14 protein-coding genes and 1 pseudogene are annotated in these 14798 nt (G+C 51.8%); 13 read left to right on the forward strand and 2 right to left on the reverse strand.

The window, feature by feature from the left end; translation table 11 throughout:
- Window positions 1-12: 12 nt before the first annotated feature.
- From BLU99_RS09390 to BLU99_RS09415, 7 genes and pseudogenes are all read left to right on the forward strand, one after another.
- Window positions 13-1113, forward strand: a complete 1101-nt coding sequence (locus BLU99_RS09390; RefSeq protein WP_091901412.1) for an acyltransferase family protein — start codon at window positions 13-15, stop codon at window positions 1111-1113.
- Between the two features lie 147 nt (window positions 1114-1260).
- Window positions 1261-2436: an efflux RND transporter periplasmic adaptor subunit gene (locus tag BLU99_RS09395; RefSeq protein ID WP_091901414.1), complete on the forward strand. Its 1176-nt coding sequence runs from the start codon at window positions 1261-1263 to the stop codon at window positions 2434-2436.
- A gap of 58 nt (window positions 2437-2494) precedes the next feature.
- A complete protein-coding gene (locus BLU99_RS09400) occupies window positions 2495-5749 on the forward strand; it encodes an efflux RND transporter permease subunit (RefSeq protein WP_091901416.1) in 3255 nt (1084 codons plus the stop codon).
- A 163-nt stretch (window positions 5750-5912) separates the two neighbouring features.
- Window positions 5913-6436 (forward strand): annotated as a pseudogene (locus BLU99_RS12455) (TolC family protein); the annotation flags it as partial.
- A 177-nt stretch (window positions 6437-6613) separates the two neighbouring features.
- Complete coding sequence (locus BLU99_RS12460) at window positions 6614-7129, forward strand: TolC family protein (RefSeq protein ID WP_369807719.1); 516 nt, start codon at window positions 6614-6616, stop codon at window positions 7127-7129.
- Window positions 7130-7152: 23 nt separating this feature from the next.
- Window positions 7153-7932: an acyl-ACP--UDP-N-acetylglucosamine O-acyltransferase gene (gene lpxA / locus BLU99_RS09410; RefSeq protein WP_091901418.1), complete on the forward strand. Its 780-nt coding sequence runs from the start codon at window positions 7153-7155 to the stop codon at window positions 7930-7932.
- Window positions 7933-8123: 191 nt separating this feature from the next.
- Entirely contained in the window at window positions 8124-9158 is a 1035-nt protein-coding gene (locus BLU99_RS09415; RefSeq protein WP_144006126.1) for a hypothetical protein, read from the forward strand.
- A 24-nt stretch (window positions 9159-9182) separates the two neighbouring features.
- Here the strand turns inward: BLU99_RS09415 and BLU99_RS09420 are convergent, their stop codons facing one another.
- Window positions 9183-9968, reverse strand: coding sequence for a radical SAM protein (locus BLU99_RS09420; protein WP_091901422.1), 786 nt, complete (start codon window positions 9966-9968; stop codon window positions 9183-9185).
- A 161-nt stretch (window positions 9969-10129) separates the two neighbouring features.
- Between BLU99_RS09420 and BLU99_RS09425 the strand changes: the two genes are divergently transcribed.
- From BLU99_RS09425 to folK, 6 genes are read left to right on the forward strand one after another with little or no spacing between them, the layout of a single operon-like run.
- Entirely contained in the window at window positions 10130-11008 is an 879-nt protein-coding gene (locus BLU99_RS09425; protein WP_091901424.1) for a cell division protein FtsX, read from the forward strand.
- A gap of 15 nt (window positions 11009-11023) precedes the next feature.
- Window positions 11024-11251: a DUF3098 domain-containing protein gene (locus tag BLU99_RS09430; protein WP_176771115.1), complete on the forward strand. Its 228-nt coding sequence runs from the start codon at window positions 11024-11026 to the stop codon at window positions 11249-11251.
- 17 nt (window positions 11252-11268) lie between these two features.
- A complete protein-coding gene (locus tag BLU99_RS09435) occupies window positions 11269-12126 on the forward strand; it encodes an undecaprenyl-diphosphate phosphatase (RefSeq protein WP_091901428.1) in 858 nt (285 codons plus the stop codon).
- Window positions 12126-12839 (forward strand): tRNA pseudouridine(55) synthase TruB, encoded by a 714-nt coding sequence (gene truB / locus BLU99_RS09440; RefSeq protein ID WP_091901430.1) that lies wholly within the window; start codon window positions 12126-12128, stop codon window positions 12837-12839. Before BLU99_RS09435 ends, truB begins: the two co-directional genes overlap by 1 nt.
- 15 nt (window positions 12840-12854) lie before the next feature.
- Complete coding sequence (queA, locus tag BLU99_RS09445; protein WP_091901432.1) at window positions 12855-13973, forward strand: tRNA preQ1(34) S-adenosylmethionine ribosyltransferase-isomerase QueA; 1119 nt, start codon at window positions 12855-12857, stop codon at window positions 13971-13973.
- Window positions 13974-13998: 25 nt separating this feature from the next.
- Window positions 13999-14424, forward strand: a complete 426-nt coding sequence (folK, locus tag BLU99_RS09450; RefSeq protein WP_091901621.1) for a 2-amino-4-hydroxy-6-hydroxymethyldihydropteridine diphosphokinase — start codon at window positions 13999-14001, stop codon at window positions 14422-14424.
- Between the two features lie 84 nt (window positions 14425-14508).
- Here the strand turns inward: folK and rpsO are convergent, their stop codons facing one another.
- Window positions 14509-14778: a 30S ribosomal protein S15 gene (gene rpsO / locus BLU99_RS09455; RefSeq protein ID WP_091901434.1), complete on the reverse strand. Its 270-nt coding sequence runs from the start codon at window positions 14776-14778 to the stop codon at window positions 14509-14511.
- Between the last annotated feature and the right edge of the window lie 20 nt (window positions 14779-14798).

Consider the following 14798-nt stretch of genomic DNA (forward strand, 5'->3'; position numbering starts at 1 on the left):
TTCATTCTCAAAATGGCAGTACAAAGTCAGCGTTTATTAAGTCTTGATATATTACGCGGTTTGACCGTAGCAGGAATGATCTTGGTCAACAATGGCTGGGACGAGTCGTTCGAGATGCTTCAGCACTCGAAGTGGAATGGTCTGACGCCTTGTGATCTGGTGTTCCCCTTCTTCCTGTTCATCATGGGTGTATCGTGCTATCTCTCCCTGTCGAAGTCGGCCTTTCAGCCCTCGGCTCCTGTGGTACGACGTATTGTGAAACGTACGGTGCTGCTTTTTGCCATCGGTCTTTTCATCAACTGGTTCGATCATGCTGTTGAAGGCGATCTTCTGTGTTTCGGTCATCTGCGTGTCTGGGCCGTTATGCAGCGTATAGCCCTTTGCTATGGCATCGTATCGTTGTTCGCCCTTTTCGGGAATCATCGTCATATCCTCTCTGTCGCCGCCCTCCTGTTGGTCGTCTACTCGCTGATCCTTATCCTGGGCAACGGCTATGCCTACGATGCCGACGTCAATATTCTGGCGCAGGCCGACCTGAAGGTGTTCGGCTATCAGCATATCTATCATAAGAGTCCGGTCGATCCGGAAGGTCTTCTGGGTACGATATCGGCCGTGGCACATGTCTTGATCGGCTTCTATTGTGGCCGACTTATCAAGACTCGTGAGACGGTCGCCCAGAAGGTTATCGCTCTCTTTGTGGTTGGAACCGTCTTGGTGATAGGTGGTTACCTGCTGTCGTATGGTCTTCCGCTGAACAAACGGATATGGAGTCCCAGCTATGTGATGGTGACCTGTGGTCTGGCTGCTCTGCTTCAGGCTCTATTGATGAATATTATTGACATGAATGATGATGGAAAACGACCTGTAATTCCTTCCTCATGGCTCATGCCTTTTCATGTTTTTGGTGTGAATGCACTGGCCCTTTATATATCGGCAGAGCTGTTGGCCATTGTCCTGAAACAGATAGGCTTATTGGGAATGGTTTATGGGGCTATTCATGCCATCATCCCTCCCTTGAAGTGGGCTTCGCTGACTTACGCGGTCTGTTTCGTTCTGTTGAACTTCTTGCTTGGCTATGTGCTGTATCGGAAGAAGATTTATATAAAACTATAACAGCCAATAAACTTTGTTAAAATTCCGGTACGGAGATATATCTAAAGATATATTTTTCGTATCTTTGCAACTCGAAAACTGAAGGCATATACTTTAGTTTTCGTTGTGTGAACCGTTTTGGAAAAGATAAACTAGTTTAAAATAAGTATGAAAAAGAACAAATTCTGTTTGTTTGCAGCCGTAGCACTGCTGGCTTCTTCGTGCGGTGGTGGCGGTCGTGCAAGCTTTGGCGACAATGAGTATCCTGTAGTGACTGTCGGAACATCGAACACGACGATGCAGTCTACTTACCCCGCAACCATCAAGGGTGTGCAGGATGTGGAGATCCATCCGAAAGTACAGGGCTTTATTACTCAGATTCATGTGAAGGAAGGGCAGACGGTCAGTGCTGGTCAGATACTGTTTGTACTCGACAATGTGACCTATCAGGCTCAGGTGCGTCAGGCCCAGGCTGCGGTGAATACGGCCCAGGCTTCATGTAATACGGCCAAGTTGAGCTATGAGAACTCCAAGAATCTGTATGAGAACAAGGTCATCGGTGATTTCGAGCTCCAGTCGGCAACCAACCAGTACGAGAGTGCAAAGGCCGGTCTAGCACAGGCTCAGGCAGCTCTCGCCTCTGCTAAGGAGATGCTGAGCTATTGTTATGTAAAGAGTCCTGCTGCCGGTGTCGTCGGTATGCTTCCCTTCAAGGTGGGTACCTTGGTGAGTGCAGCTAACACGTTGACCACCGTCTCAAATATTAGTTCCATGGAGGTCTACTTCTCCATGAACGAGAAGGATGTGTTGGCGATGGGTAAATCGGAAGGCGGTCTGAATGGTGCCGTACAGGCTATGCCTGAGGTACAGCTTCAGTTGGCCGACGGGACCATCTATGGACATACAGGTAAGGTAACCAAAATGAGTGGCGTGATCGATCCAGGAACGGGTACGATCCAGATGATTGCCGTGTTCACCAACCCCGAGAGACTGCTGAAGAGTGGTGCCTCTGGTTCTATCGTTATCCCGCGCTTGAACAACGACGCTATCGTCATCCCGCAGAGTTGTGTCTCCGAGGTACAGAACAAGAAGTTCGTCTACACCCTTGGCAAGGACAACAAGGTGAAGTACACCGAGATTATGGTCGATCCGCAGAACGATGGTAATAACTACATCGTCATCGACGGTTTGAAGACTGGCGATAAGTATGTCTCCAACGGTATCACGAAGTTGACCGATGGTATGGAGATTGTGCCCATCACGCCGGAGCGTTATCAGCAGAAGATCGACGAGCAGGCTAAGGCTATGTCTGCCGGTGATATTGTTTCTGCCATGAAAAAATAACAAAAGGTATCGGGGCGTCTCATGACTCCCGACTCCTTGACTCTAAAAACAAGCAAGTATGACTTTTACAACATTTATAAAACGCCCAGTGCTGTCGACGGTGATTTCTATTGTCATTGTCTTGCTGGGATTCATCGGCTTGGCCACCTTGCCTATTGAGCAGTATCCGGACATTGCGCCGCCTACCGTTGTGGTTATGACCAGCTATCCTGGTGCCGATGCAGAGACGGTGAAGAACTCCGTTATCGTACCGCTCGAAGAGAGCATCAATGGTGTGGAGGGTATGGACTATCTGAGTTCGACGGCCTCCTCGGGCTCGGCCAGCATCCAGGTGCTGTTCCGTCAGGGCATGAATGCCGATATGTGTGCCGTGAACGTGCAGAACCGTGTGCAGCAGGCTTTGGCACTGCTGCCGGCCGAAGTGACACGTATCGGTGTGACCGTGATGAAGCGTCAGACCTCACAGGTGATGATGTTCACGCTGACCTCAGAGGATGGACGCTATGATGATGAGTTTCTCACGAACTACAATAATATCAACATCATTCCAGCCATCAAGCGTATCCAGGGCGTGGGCGACGTTCAGTCGCCTGGATTGAAGAGCTACTCGATGCGTATCTGGCTGAAGCCTGATGTGATGAAACAGTACGGCCTGATGCCAAGCGATATCAGTAACGTATTGGCTGAGCAGAATGTCGAGGCAGCTCCTGGTACCTTTGGTGAGCGCTCTGATGTGGCCTATGAGTACGCTATGCGATACACGGGTCGTCTGAAGACCGCCGAGGAGTTTGGCAATATCGTTATCCAGAGCAATGCAGATGGTACCACCTTGAAGCTGAAGGACGTGGCTAAGATCGAGTTGGGCGGTCAGATGTATTCCGTCTCGATGAAGAACAACAACCAACCCTCGGTGATGGGTATGGTGCAGCAGATTGCTGGTTCTAATGCCAACGAGATTGCCAAGCAGGTGAAGGCCGAGCTCGAGGAGCAGGCAAAACTCTTTCCACCGGGCATGACCTATAAGATCAACTACGATGTGACAGAGTTCCTATATGCTTCTATCGAAGAGGTGGTGTTCACCTTGTTCATGACACTGATCCTGGTGTTCATCGTGGTGTACATCTTCCTGCAGGACTTCCGTTCTACGCTGATCCCGTTGATCGCCGTACCAGTATCGTTGATCGGTACGTTCTTTTTCCTCAGTGTGATGGGTTTCTCCATCAACCTGCTCACGTTGTCGGCCTTGTTGTTGGCCATCGCCATTGTGGTCGATGATGCCATCGTGGTGGTCGAGGCGGTGCATGCCAAGCTCGACCAGGGCTACAAGTCATCGCTCACCGCCTCTATCGATGCCATGAACGAGATCTCGGGCGCCATTATCTCCATCACACTGGTGATGGCCTCGGTGTTCATTCCGGTATCGTTCATCGGTGGCACGTCTGGAACGTTCTATCGTGAGTTCGGTGTTACCATGGCTGTGTCCATCTTCATCTCGGCTTTGAATGCCTTGACGCTGTCGCCGGCACTCTGTGCGATCTTCCTGAAACCTCACGATGCCGAGGGACGCGAGCGTAAGATGTCACGCATCGACCGCTTCCATCAGTCGTTCAATACGGCCTTCGATACCACATTGGGTAAGTATAAAAATATCGTGGAGAAACTGGTGCGCAAGCCCGTGGTCATCATCGTCTCGGTGATTGTTGGTATTGCTGTACTTGCTACAACGATGTTCACCGCTAAGTCTGGCCTTGTACCTTCCGAGGATACGGGTACGCTCTTCTGTACTATCACGATGCCTCCTGCTACGTCGGTGGCTCGTACGCGTCAGGTGATCGACGAGGTGGATAGGATCCTCGCTGCCGATCCAGCCATCCAGAGCCGTGAGCAGATCCAGGGTTATAACTTCATCGCTGGTTCCGGTTCCGACCAGGCTACGTTCATCATCAAGCTGAAGCCGTTCAAGGAGCGTCAGAAGAGTTTGTGGTGGAAGATATCGGGTCTGTGGCAAGGTGACGGTATTTACCGTTTCTTCCTCGATCCGTCGGACGCCACGGGTGTCATCGCCCAGATTTTCATTAAGACGGCTCATATCAAGGATGCCTCTATCCTGGCCTTCCAGCCGCCTATGATTCCTGGCTTCTCTGCCAACAGTGGTGTGTCGATTGTGATGCAGGACCGTACCGGTGGTAGCCTGAACAAGTTCTATGGTGTAGTGAAGGACTTCATTGCGGAACTGAACAAACGTCCGGAGTTCCAGATGGCTCAGACCTCTTATAACCCCAACTATCCGCAATACATGATCCATATCGATGTGGCAAAGTGTAAGCAGAGCGGTATCTCTCCGCAGACGATCCTCTCTACCTTGCAGGGTTACTATGGTGGACTGTATGCCTCTAACTTCAACGCCTACGGAAAGCTCTTCCGTGTGATGGTGCAGGCATCGCCCGAGACCCGCATGACACCGGAGTCGCTTAATAATATATATGTACGCACGCCATCGGGTATGGCACCCGTTCAGGAATTCTGTAACCTGGAGCGTGTCTATGGTCCGTCGAACATCAACCGTTTCAACCTGTTCACGAGTATCAATGTGACGGCGACGGTGGCCGACGGCTATTCTACGGGTGAGGCTATCAAGGCGGCTGAGGAGATTGCTGCCGAGATGCTGCCGGCAGGTTACTCATACGACTATCAGGGTCTGACACGTGAGGAGGCCAAGGCTTCTAATACCACCGGCCTGATCTTCGTGCTCTGCTTCATCTTCATCTACCTCATCCTCTCGGCCCAGTACGAGTCGTACATCCTGCCGTTGGCAGTGGTGCTCTCTGTGCCGTTCGGACTGGCGGGCTGTTATCTGTTCACCATGATCTTCGGACATGCCAACGATATCTATATGCAGATCTCGCTGATCATGCTGATCGGACTGTTGGCCAAGAACGCCATCCTGATCGTACAGTTCGCTCTTGAGCGTCGTCAGACGGGTATGGCTATCTCATGGTCGGCAGTGCTTGGTGCTGCTGCCCGTCTGCGCCCGATCCTGATGACCTCGTTGGCTATGATCATCGGTCTGCTGCCGATGATGTTCGCTTCGGGTGTTGGTAAGAATGGTAACCAGACGCTGGGTGCGGCAGCCGTGGGTGGTATGCTCATTGGTACGTTGCTCCAGATCTTCGTGGTACCTACGCTCTTCGTGATCTTCCAGTCATTGCAGGAGAAGATCTCGCCGATGAAGTTCGAAGACGAGGAGAATCCTGAGGTGGCTGCCGAGTTGGCACAGTATGCGCATTCAAAACCCGTTGATTATGAAAAGTAATATGAAGAAACTGACGATATACATGTCCGCAGCCCTGCTGCTGTCGAGCTGCGGACTCTATAATAAGTACGAGCGCCCTGATGTGGATGTGACGGGTATCGTCCGTGATCCTGTCTCTCTGACGGATACGCTCGCAGTGACCGATACGACGTCTTTCGGTAATATGCCGTGGCGTAGTGTCTTCACCGACCCGCAGCTGCAGACACTCATCGAGACGGGCTTGCAGAACAATCCCGACCTGTTGAATGCTGCGCTGAACGTGCAGATGGTCAACGAGGCACTGAAGATTGCCAAACTGGCCTTCCTGCCCTCGCTGGCGCTCTCTCCACAGGGAACGCTGCCTCGTTCGACGGTGCTGCCGCCACGAAGTCATACACCCTGCCTGTCAGTGCTAGTTGGAATGTCGATCTCTTCGGCAACCTGCTCAGCGTGAAGCGTTCTGCTCAGATGCAGCTCGTGGCCACGAAGGACTACCAGACGGTGGTGAAGTGCAACCTCATCTCCGGTATTGCCAATCTCTATTATACGCTGCTGATGCTCGACCGTCAGGTGGAGATCGTCAGTGATATGGAGCGGTTGACCAAGGAGACCTGGGAGAAGATGCAGGTGATGAAGGACAGTCGTATCGGCTATCGTTCTACGGCCGTGCAGAGTGCTGAGGCCGCCTATTACAGTGTGCAGTCGCAGAAAGTCGACCTGTTGCGTCAGGTCCGTGAGATGGAGAACTCTCTCTCCCTGCTGCTCGGTCAGTCGGGACAGACCATCAGCCGTGGCCGTTTCGACGGTCAGACACTGCCCACCGATCTCTCGACGGGTGTCGCTCTTCGCATGCTTAACAACCGTGCCGATGTCCATGCCAAGGAGATGGCGCTGGCCCAGTGCTTCTATGATGTGGAGACGGCCCGTAGCCGTTTCTATCCGAACATCACGGTCACGGGTACGGCGGCTTTCACCAACCAGAACGGTTTGGTGAACCCTGGCAAGTGGCTTCTCTCTGCTGTCGGTAGTCTTGTGCAGCCCATCTTCCAGCACGGTCAGATCGTTGCTGGTCTGAAGGTGGCCAAGGCCCAGTACGAGCAGGCCTTCAACAACTGGCAGAGCGCCATTCTGAAGGCCGGCAACGAGGTGTCTAACGCTCTCGTCAGCTACAACTCCTATGCCGAAAAGGCTACCCTTGACGGTAAGCGTGTCGCCGTACTGAAGCAGAATGTCGAGGACACCAAGCGGTTGATGGAGTCGGCCAGCAACACCACCTATCTCGAGGTCATCTCTGCCCAGAGCAACCTGCTCAATGCCGAGATCTCTGAGGTGCAGGATCAGTTCTACAAGATGCAGTCTGTGGTGAACCTGTATCAGGCCTTAGGTGGCGGTGTTAAATAAACTACAACTTAATTGTATTATATATGGCAAGTGAAATTTCCCCTAAAGCCGAGATAAGCCCAAAGGCGAAGATCGGTGAGAACTGTAAGATATTCCCCTTCGTGTATATCGAGGACGATGTGGAGATTGGTGACAACTGTATCATCTTCCCCTTTGTCTCCATCTGCGACGGCTCGCGTATCGGCAATAACAATAAGATCCATCAGGGTAGTGTGATCGCCGCCTTGCCACAGGATTTCAATTTCCGTGGTGCCAAGTCGTATGTGAGGATTGGCGATAACAACGTTATCCGCGAGAACGTGGTGATCAACCGCGGCACTCAGCAGGATGGTGTGACGGTCATCGGCAACGGCAATTTCTTATTGGAGGGTACGCATATCAGTCACGACACCGTGGTGGGCAATCACTGTGTGTTCGGCTATGGTGTGAAGATCGCTGGCGATTGTGAGATCGGCGATGGTGTGATTTTCTCCAGTAGTGCGATCCAGAATGCCAATACCCGTGTCGGTCGTCTGTCACTGATCCAGGCTGGTTGTACGTTCTCACACGATGTACCTCCGTTCCTGGTGGCGGGTGGTAAACCGCTGAAATATGGTGGTCCCAACACCACGATGATGAACGAGGCCGGCATCGACCCGAAGGTGCAGAAGCATATCGCCAATGCGTATCGTCTGCTGTTCCATGGTAAGACCAGCACGTTCGATGTGATCAACCAGATTAAGGAACAGGTGCCCGACAGTCCCGAGATACGTGATATCATCCGTTTCCTCGAGAGCACCCAGCGAGGCATTATGTGCAAATAACAATCGAATCCCTGCCCATTGGCAGGGATTCGATTGTTCTACCATATAGACGTGGAGGAGCCTGAGAAGACGACATACGGCTTCTACGGGTGCAATGTACAATATCGTAGAGATGGGCTGAAGATTAGAATCTCTGGAAAGGTCTGTATGTGGCGCATGAATCATTAATGAAACATCAAAATTTATATGATATGAAAAAACTTATCCTTTCATTGTTGTTTGGAGCTTTGGCGCTTCCGTCTGTTGCTCAGTTGATGACGGCACAGCAGGAAAACAAAGATACCACCATCAACGTCGTTGCCTTTTTCTGCAAGAACGACACCTTGACCTATCAATACCAAGACCTTAGAGCCAAGGTTAAGGACAATGACACGATTGTGGAGCGCCAGATGCTAAGTACATTTCAATTGATTGTGAGAGACTCTACAGCAACCAGTTACGAGATAGAGTGCATACCATTGGAGACGAAAGTCGATTTCGGTAAGGATACCCTGATGACACATATCATGCAGTCGCTTGTGGAGGCAACTGGAGACATCAATACGATTATCACCACAGACGAATACGGAAGAATAGAGCACATCAAGAACTGGAAGGAAATCAAGGATTTCTCACGAAAAATGATTAAGTCGTTCTTAGACTCACTGTATAGTTGCCGGCCTCAATTGAATGAAGCCTTACCACGGGCACGGTTCGAGTCGCAGATGACCCTTCAATTCGCTGATGAGAAGGCATATATTGAGAACAGCGCGGATCTTAAGTTGCTTTTCTCTCTGCATGGTAACTCATTCGCAATAGGCAAGACCGAAAGCGACGATACAGATGCCCACGGATGGCCAGAGCAAACAACCGTTGTCTGTGGCTATGATAAAAGCAGCGAGGAGTATGGTTTTGAGGATGATTATTTCATAAGCGGACGGACTGTTACGACCATTCCTAAAGAAGACCTCAAAGAGACCATAGGCAACTATATCAATTTGACATTGAGTGATGAGTATGCTGGGAAAGTCAATGATGAAATAAAAAAGCAGGAACTTGAGGATGCCACAGTGACTGATGTAGAGCAATACAGCTACTTTTACAATGGTTGGCCCAGCGAGATGGAACACTTGAAGCAAATAGAGATCATGGGGACAAAGATCATTGACTATAAGAACGCAATATGGACTTCCCGCGTCTGGGGCATCTATGGCAATCAGGGCGAAAGCAGCCCTACTGACATCTGATAAAGTGTAATTTGAAGAGAAGTCTTAATAGGAAGCTGTGCAGGGGATGCCGGTGGCGATGACCCTGTCGCGGATGGCGTCGAGTTGCTCGTGTGTCGCTTTGAGCAGACCCTGTGCAGGCGTCTCCCGATCGATGGTGTAGATCATCACCTGTTGTGGCCTGATCGCTTTCACCGCCTCAAGCCACGGGCCTACGTACTCCTCACTGGTATTATCCACTGACTCCTGACTCCCGATTTCTGTCTCCCCCCTCATAAACATCGTCTGGATGATCAGATGCCCGTTGAAGGCTTTCATCTGTTCGATGATCTGATGAACGTCGTATGCACCGTTCGGACGGTCCACCTTCTGGATGTAGGTCGGATCGATGGTGTCAAGCTTTAGGATGTTATTGTCTACCCGCATCAGCGCCTCGTGTACCTGTGGACGATGGATGAAGGTTGAGTTGCTCAGTACCGACACCTTGGCCTTAGGACAGTATTGGTCGCGCAACCGGATCGTGTCGTCGATAATCTCTGCGAACTGCGGATGACAGGTCGGCTCTCCGTTGCCAGCGAATGTCAGCACGTCGGGCAGTTGTCCGTCATCGACCATCTTCCGGAGCGTCTCTTCCAGATGCTTGGCTACCTCCTCGCGCTTAGGGAAGGGAAGGGTAGGACGGTGGTCTTTATTGAAACCACACTCACAGTAGATGCAGTCGAACGAACATACTTTTCCGTCGGCCGGCAACAGGTTGATGCCCAGTGATATGCCCAGTCGGCGACTGTGTACGGGGCCGAAGATGGGCGAGGGGTAGATGATGGTACTCATAACAGGATGCAAAAGTACAAAAAAGGCCACAGATAACACAGATTTTCAAGAAGTTTTTTCCATCAATCCGTGTTAATCTATGAAATCTGTGGCAAAAAAATTTGCGCGTTCGCTTAAAATGTTGTAACTTTGCAAACTCAATTACGTACGTAAAGTAGTTCATGAAGAGACGTAGGAAGTATGCCGGCAATCATCGTGGCGTACAGTTGGTGACACTGTGTATCAGCACGGCGATGGTCTTGGTGCTGTTAGGTCTGGTTGTTTTTTCCGTACAGACCTCGCGTAATCTATCGCAGTGGGTGAAGGAGAACCTGACGGTGACGGTGATGCTAAGCGACGATGCGACGCAGGCCGATGCGAAAGTGCTGTGTAAGGCTCTCCGTCAGCGTCCCTATTCCAAGAGTGTTGAGTTCATCACCCGTGAGCAGGCCTTAAAGGAACAGACGGCGGCGATGGGTTCCGACCCCTCTGAGTTCCTGGGTGTCAATCCTTTCCCTGCTACCCTCGAACTGCAGATGTGGTCCGACTATGCGAACCGTGACTCCTTGAAGTGGATTGCCACTGAATTGCGGAAGAATGCGAAGGTGACCGATGTGGCTTATCAGGTCGATCTGGTCGACAGCGTGAACCGAAATCTGGGAAAGGTGAACATCCTGCTGTTGGTGTTGGCTCTGTTGCTGACCTTTGTCTCGTTCTCCCTGATCAATAACACGGTGCGCTTGAGTGTCTACTCGCGTCGCTTCACCATCCACACGATGAAGTTGGTCGGTGCCTCGTGGAACTTCATCCGTCGTCCTTTCATGCGACAAGGACTGATGGTGGGCCTCGTTGCCGCCCTGATTGCCAATATTGTGCTGGGCGCCTGTGCCTATGCGCTCTACTGTTATGAGCCCAACGTGATGACCATCATCACATGGCGTGAGCTGCTGATCACCGCACTGGCCGTCTTCCTGTTCGGCATCATCATCACCGAGGCCTGTTCGTATATCTCGGTGAACAAGTTCCTGCGGATGTCGGCCGGTGAGCTGTATAAGATTTAATGAATAGAGGATATCATTATGGATAAGAAGAATTTTGCGTTTGATAAAGTGAATTTCATCCTGCTGGCAGTCAGCATGATCGTGGTCATCGTCGGTTTCCTGTTGATGATAGGACCGAACACCTCTGCCGAGGCTTTCGAGCCCGACATCTTCAGTGTGCGTCGCACGAAGGTAGCGCCGGTGATATGCCTGATCGGCTTCATCTCCATGATCTATGCTGTCGTAAGAAAACCAAGGGATTAAGATAAGATATTTGAAAAATGGATTGGATTCAGACGGTTATTATAGCGATCGTTGAGGGCCTGACGGAGTTCCTGCCGGTGTCGTCGACAGGACATATGATTATTGCACAGAACCTGTTAGGCGTGCCTCAGGGCGATCCCTTCGTACACGCCTTTACCTTTATTATACAGTTTGGTGCCATCCTGTCGGTGGTATGCCTGTATTGGAAACGCTTCTTCCAGTTCGATAATACACCGGCTCCCGAGGGTAGCTCTCTGTTCCAGCGTCTCAAGCACAAGTATTATTTCTACTGGTTGCTCATCGTGGGTGTGCTGCCCGCCGTGGTGATCGGTCTGCTGGCCAAGAAGTCGGGTCTGCTCGACTGGCTGCTCGACAGTGTCGAGGTGGTAGCTGTGATGTTGGTGGCAGGAGGTGTGTTTATGCTCTTCTGCGATAAACTGTTCAACAAGGGGGACGAGGAGAACAAGGTTGATGAGCGCCGTGCTTTCAAGATCGGTCTCTACCAGTGTATCTCCGTCATCCCCGGTGTGTCGCGCTCGATGGCCACCATCGTGGGTGGAATGACCCAGGGGCTCACCCGTCGGCGCGCTGCCAAATTCTCGTTCTTCCTGGCTGTGCCGACGATGGCGGGTGCTACTCTGCTCGACGTGCTCGACCTGATGAAGGAGGAGACGGCCTGGGCCACCAGTCATAATATCGCCATGCTGCTTCTGGGCTGTGCCATCGCCTTCGTCGTGGCCCTGTTGGCTATGAAGTGGTTTGTCAACTATCTCACCAAGTACGGCTTCAAGGCCTTTGGCTGGTATCGCATCGTGGTGGGCACCATCATCATCATCCTGTTGCTCACAGGGCATTCACTCGCAATGGTTGACTAATGAATTTTCAGGAAGGAGCATACATATATATCAACAAGCCATATCGGATGTCGAGTTTCGGGGCGTTGGCGCATATCCGTTATCTCGTCTCCAAGCGGCTGAAAGTTAAGAGAGTCAAGATGGGGCATGCGGGGACCCTCGATCCCCTGGCCACAGGGGTGCTGATCCTCTGCACGGGCAAGGCCACGAAGCAGATAGAGGCGCTGCAGCTCCACTCCAAGGAATATACGGCGACGCTCCAGCTGGGAGCTACCACGCCCAGTTTTGACCGTGAGCATACGGTCGACTACACCTATCCGACGAAGCATATCACCCGTGAACTGATCCTGCAGACACTGCCTCAGTTCGTTGGTGACATCATGCAGGTACCACCGGCCTATTCCGCTTGTATGGTCGACGGTCATCGCGCCTATAAGATGGCGCGTCGGGGTGAGGAGGTAACCTTAGCGGCCAAGCCGGTTCATATCGACGAGATCGAGCTGACCGACTTCGATCCGGCGACGATGCAGATGTCGATTCGTGTGGCCTGTGGCAAGGGCACCTATATCCGGTCGCTGGCACGCGACATCGGTTATGCGCTGAACAGCGGAGCTTTCCTGACGGCGCTCTGTCGGACGCGGTTGGGCGACGTGCGCATCGAGGACTGTCTGACATTCGACGAGTTCCCCGCGTGGCTCGACAAGGTGATGAAGGAGGAAGAAACAATCAAGTAATTATATCAGAGACATATGAAGTTATCGCAGTTTAAGTTTAAACTCCCCGAGGAGCAGATCGCGTTGGAACCGTCATACCATCGCGATGAGTGCCGACTGATGGTAGTGCATCGTAAGAGTGGGAAGATCGAGATGACCAAGAAGGATGAGAACGGTGAGGACCTGAAAGATGAGGAGGGCAATCCCATCTACCTTGATTTCCGTAATATCCTGGATTACTTCGACGAGGATGACACCTTCATCTTCAACGACACACAGGTGTTCCCCGCTCGTCTCTATGGAACGAAGGAGAAGACCGATGCCAAGATCGAGGTATTCCTTCTCCGTGAGCTGAATGCCGACCTGCGCCTGTGGGATGTGCTGGTTGAGCCGGCCCGTAAGATCCGTATCGGTAATAAACTCTTCTTCGAGGAGGATGGACCGATGGTGGCCGAGGTTATCGACAACACGACCAGTCGTGGTCGTACGCTCCGTTTCCTGTACGACTGTCCGCACGATGAGTTTAAGCGTGAGCTGTTCGCCCTGGGCGCAGCCCCACTGCCTCGTTATATCATCGACAGACGTCCTGCTCAGGAAGAGGATATGGACACGTTCCAGACGATCTATGCGAAGAACGAGGGTGCAGTGACGGCCCCTGCCACCGGTCTTCATTTCAGTCGTGAGCTGATGAAGCGCATGGAGATCCGCGGCATCAACTTCGCTTATATCACCCTGCACTGCGGTCTTGGCAACTTCGATCCCATTGAGGTCGAGGATCTCACGAAGCACAAGATGTCATCCGAGCAGATGTTCATCCCCAAGGAGGCCTGCGACATCGTGAATAAGACCAAGCTGTCGGGTCACCGTGTCTGTGCGGTGGGCGTCAGTACGGCCCGTGCCACAGAGACGGCCGTCGGCACCGATGGCATGCTGAAGGAGTATGAGGGCTGGACCAATAAGTTCATCTTCCCTCCCTATGAGTTCGGTATGGCAAATGCCCTGGTGGCTAACTTCTACCACCCTGAGTCGACGATGATGATGACGCAGTGCTCGTTTGGTGGCTATGAGCTCGTGTACGAGGCTTATAAGAAGGCTGTCAAGAACGGCTATCGGTTCGGTTGCTACGGCGATGCGATGCTGATTGTGGATGATTGATGAGTCTGAAATCGGGAGACGGGAGATGGAACATCAGGTGTATTTGGGATTAGGTTCCAATCTCGGCGATCGTGAGGAGAATATACGAAAGGCGATTGCTCTGATTGCCGAACGAGTAGGCGAGGTCACCCGTCAGTCATCGTTGATTGAGACTGAGCCGTGGGGCTACGAGTCGGACCATAAGTTCGTCAATGGTGTCATCCTCGTGGAGACCACCCTCACGCCCCGTCAGGTGCTCAAGGCCACGCAGAAGATCGAGCGTGAGTTGGGCAAGAGGCGCCGCCACGCCACGACGCGTGTCCAATCTACCATGTACCACGATCGTCCCATCGACATTGACATCCTGCTCTACGACGATCTGACCGTCGATGAGCCTGATCTGAAGATCCCTCATCCGCAGATGCAGCAGCGTGCGTTCGTGATGAAGCCCCTTGAGGAGATCAGCGACTGAACCACTCGGAAACGGTTCTTGACGACAAGACATAAAAAAAGGCTCGCAGCGATGCGAGCCTTACTTTTTGTTCTTGCTATTTGCTTACTTACGAAGACCGAGGGCCTTGATGATAGCACGATAACGATTGATATCGTTCGTGTAGAGGTACTTCAGCAACTTACGACGCTTACCAACGAGCATGGTCAGCGAACGAGCTGTGTTGTAGTCCTTGTGGTTCTTCTTCAGGTGCTCCGTCAGGTGAGAGATACGGTAAGAGAAGAGGGCGATCTGTGCCTCTGCAGAACCGGTATCTGTGGCGCTCTTGCCATACTGACCGAAGATCTCCTGCTTTTTAGCTTTGTCTAAGTACATAATAACTGTGATTAAATGAT

It is taken from the genome of Prevotella sp. lc2012, assembly GCF_900107065.1.
GTDB lineage: Bacteria > Bacteroidota > Bacteroidia > Bacteroidales > Bacteroidaceae > Prevotella.

What these genes read in the sequence shown, in the direction of transcription:
- BLU99_RS09390 (WP_091901412.1), top strand. Translation starts at nt 13, where the DNA reads ATGGCAGTACAAAGTCAGCGTTTATTAAGTCTTGATATATTACGCGGT.
- BLU99_RS09395 (WP_091901414.1), top strand. Translation starts at nt 1,261, where the DNA reads ATGAAAAAGAACAAATTCTGTTTGTTTGCAGCCGTAGCACTGCTGGCT.
- BLU99_RS09400 (WP_091901416.1), top strand. Translation starts at nt 2,495, where the DNA reads ATGACTTTTACAACATTTATAAAACGCCCAGTGCTGTCGACGGTGATT.
- BLU99_RS12460 (WP_369807719.1), top strand. Translation starts at nt 6,614, where the DNA reads ATGGCGCTGGCCCAGTGCTTCTATGATGTGGAGACGGCCCGTAGCCGT.
- lpxA (WP_091901418.1), top strand. Translation starts at nt 7,153, where the DNA reads ATGGCAAGTGAAATTTCCCCTAAAGCCGAGATAAGCCCAAAGGCGAAG.
- BLU99_RS09415 (WP_144006126.1), top strand. Translation starts at nt 8,124, where the DNA reads ATGAAAAAACTTATCCTTTCATTGTTGTTTGGAGCTTTGGCGCTTCCG.
- BLU99_RS09420 (WP_091901422.1), bottom strand. Translation starts at nt 9,968, where the DNA reads ATGAGTACCATCATCTACCCCTCGCCCATCTTCGGCCCCGTACACAGT.
- BLU99_RS09425 (WP_091901424.1), top strand. Translation starts at nt 10,130, where the DNA reads ATGAAGAGACGTAGGAAGTATGCCGGCAATCATCGTGGCGTACAGTTG.
- BLU99_RS09435 (WP_091901428.1), top strand. Translation starts at nt 11,269, where the DNA reads ATGGATTGGATTCAGACGGTTATTATAGCGATCGTTGAGGGCCTGACG.
- truB (WP_091901430.1), top strand. Translation starts at nt 12,126, where the DNA reads ATGAATTTTCAGGAAGGAGCATACATATATATCAACAAGCCATATCGG.
- queA (WP_091901432.1), top strand. Translation starts at nt 12,855, where the DNA reads ATGAAGTTATCGCAGTTTAAGTTTAAACTCCCCGAGGAGCAGATCGCG.
- folK (WP_091901621.1), top strand. Translation starts at nt 13,999, where the DNA reads ATGGAACATCAGGTGTATTTGGGATTAGGTTCCAATCTCGGCGATCGT.
- rpsO (WP_091901434.1), bottom strand. Translation starts at nt 14,778, where the DNA reads ATGTACTTAGACAAAGCTAAAAAGCAGGAGATCTTCGGTCAGTATGGC.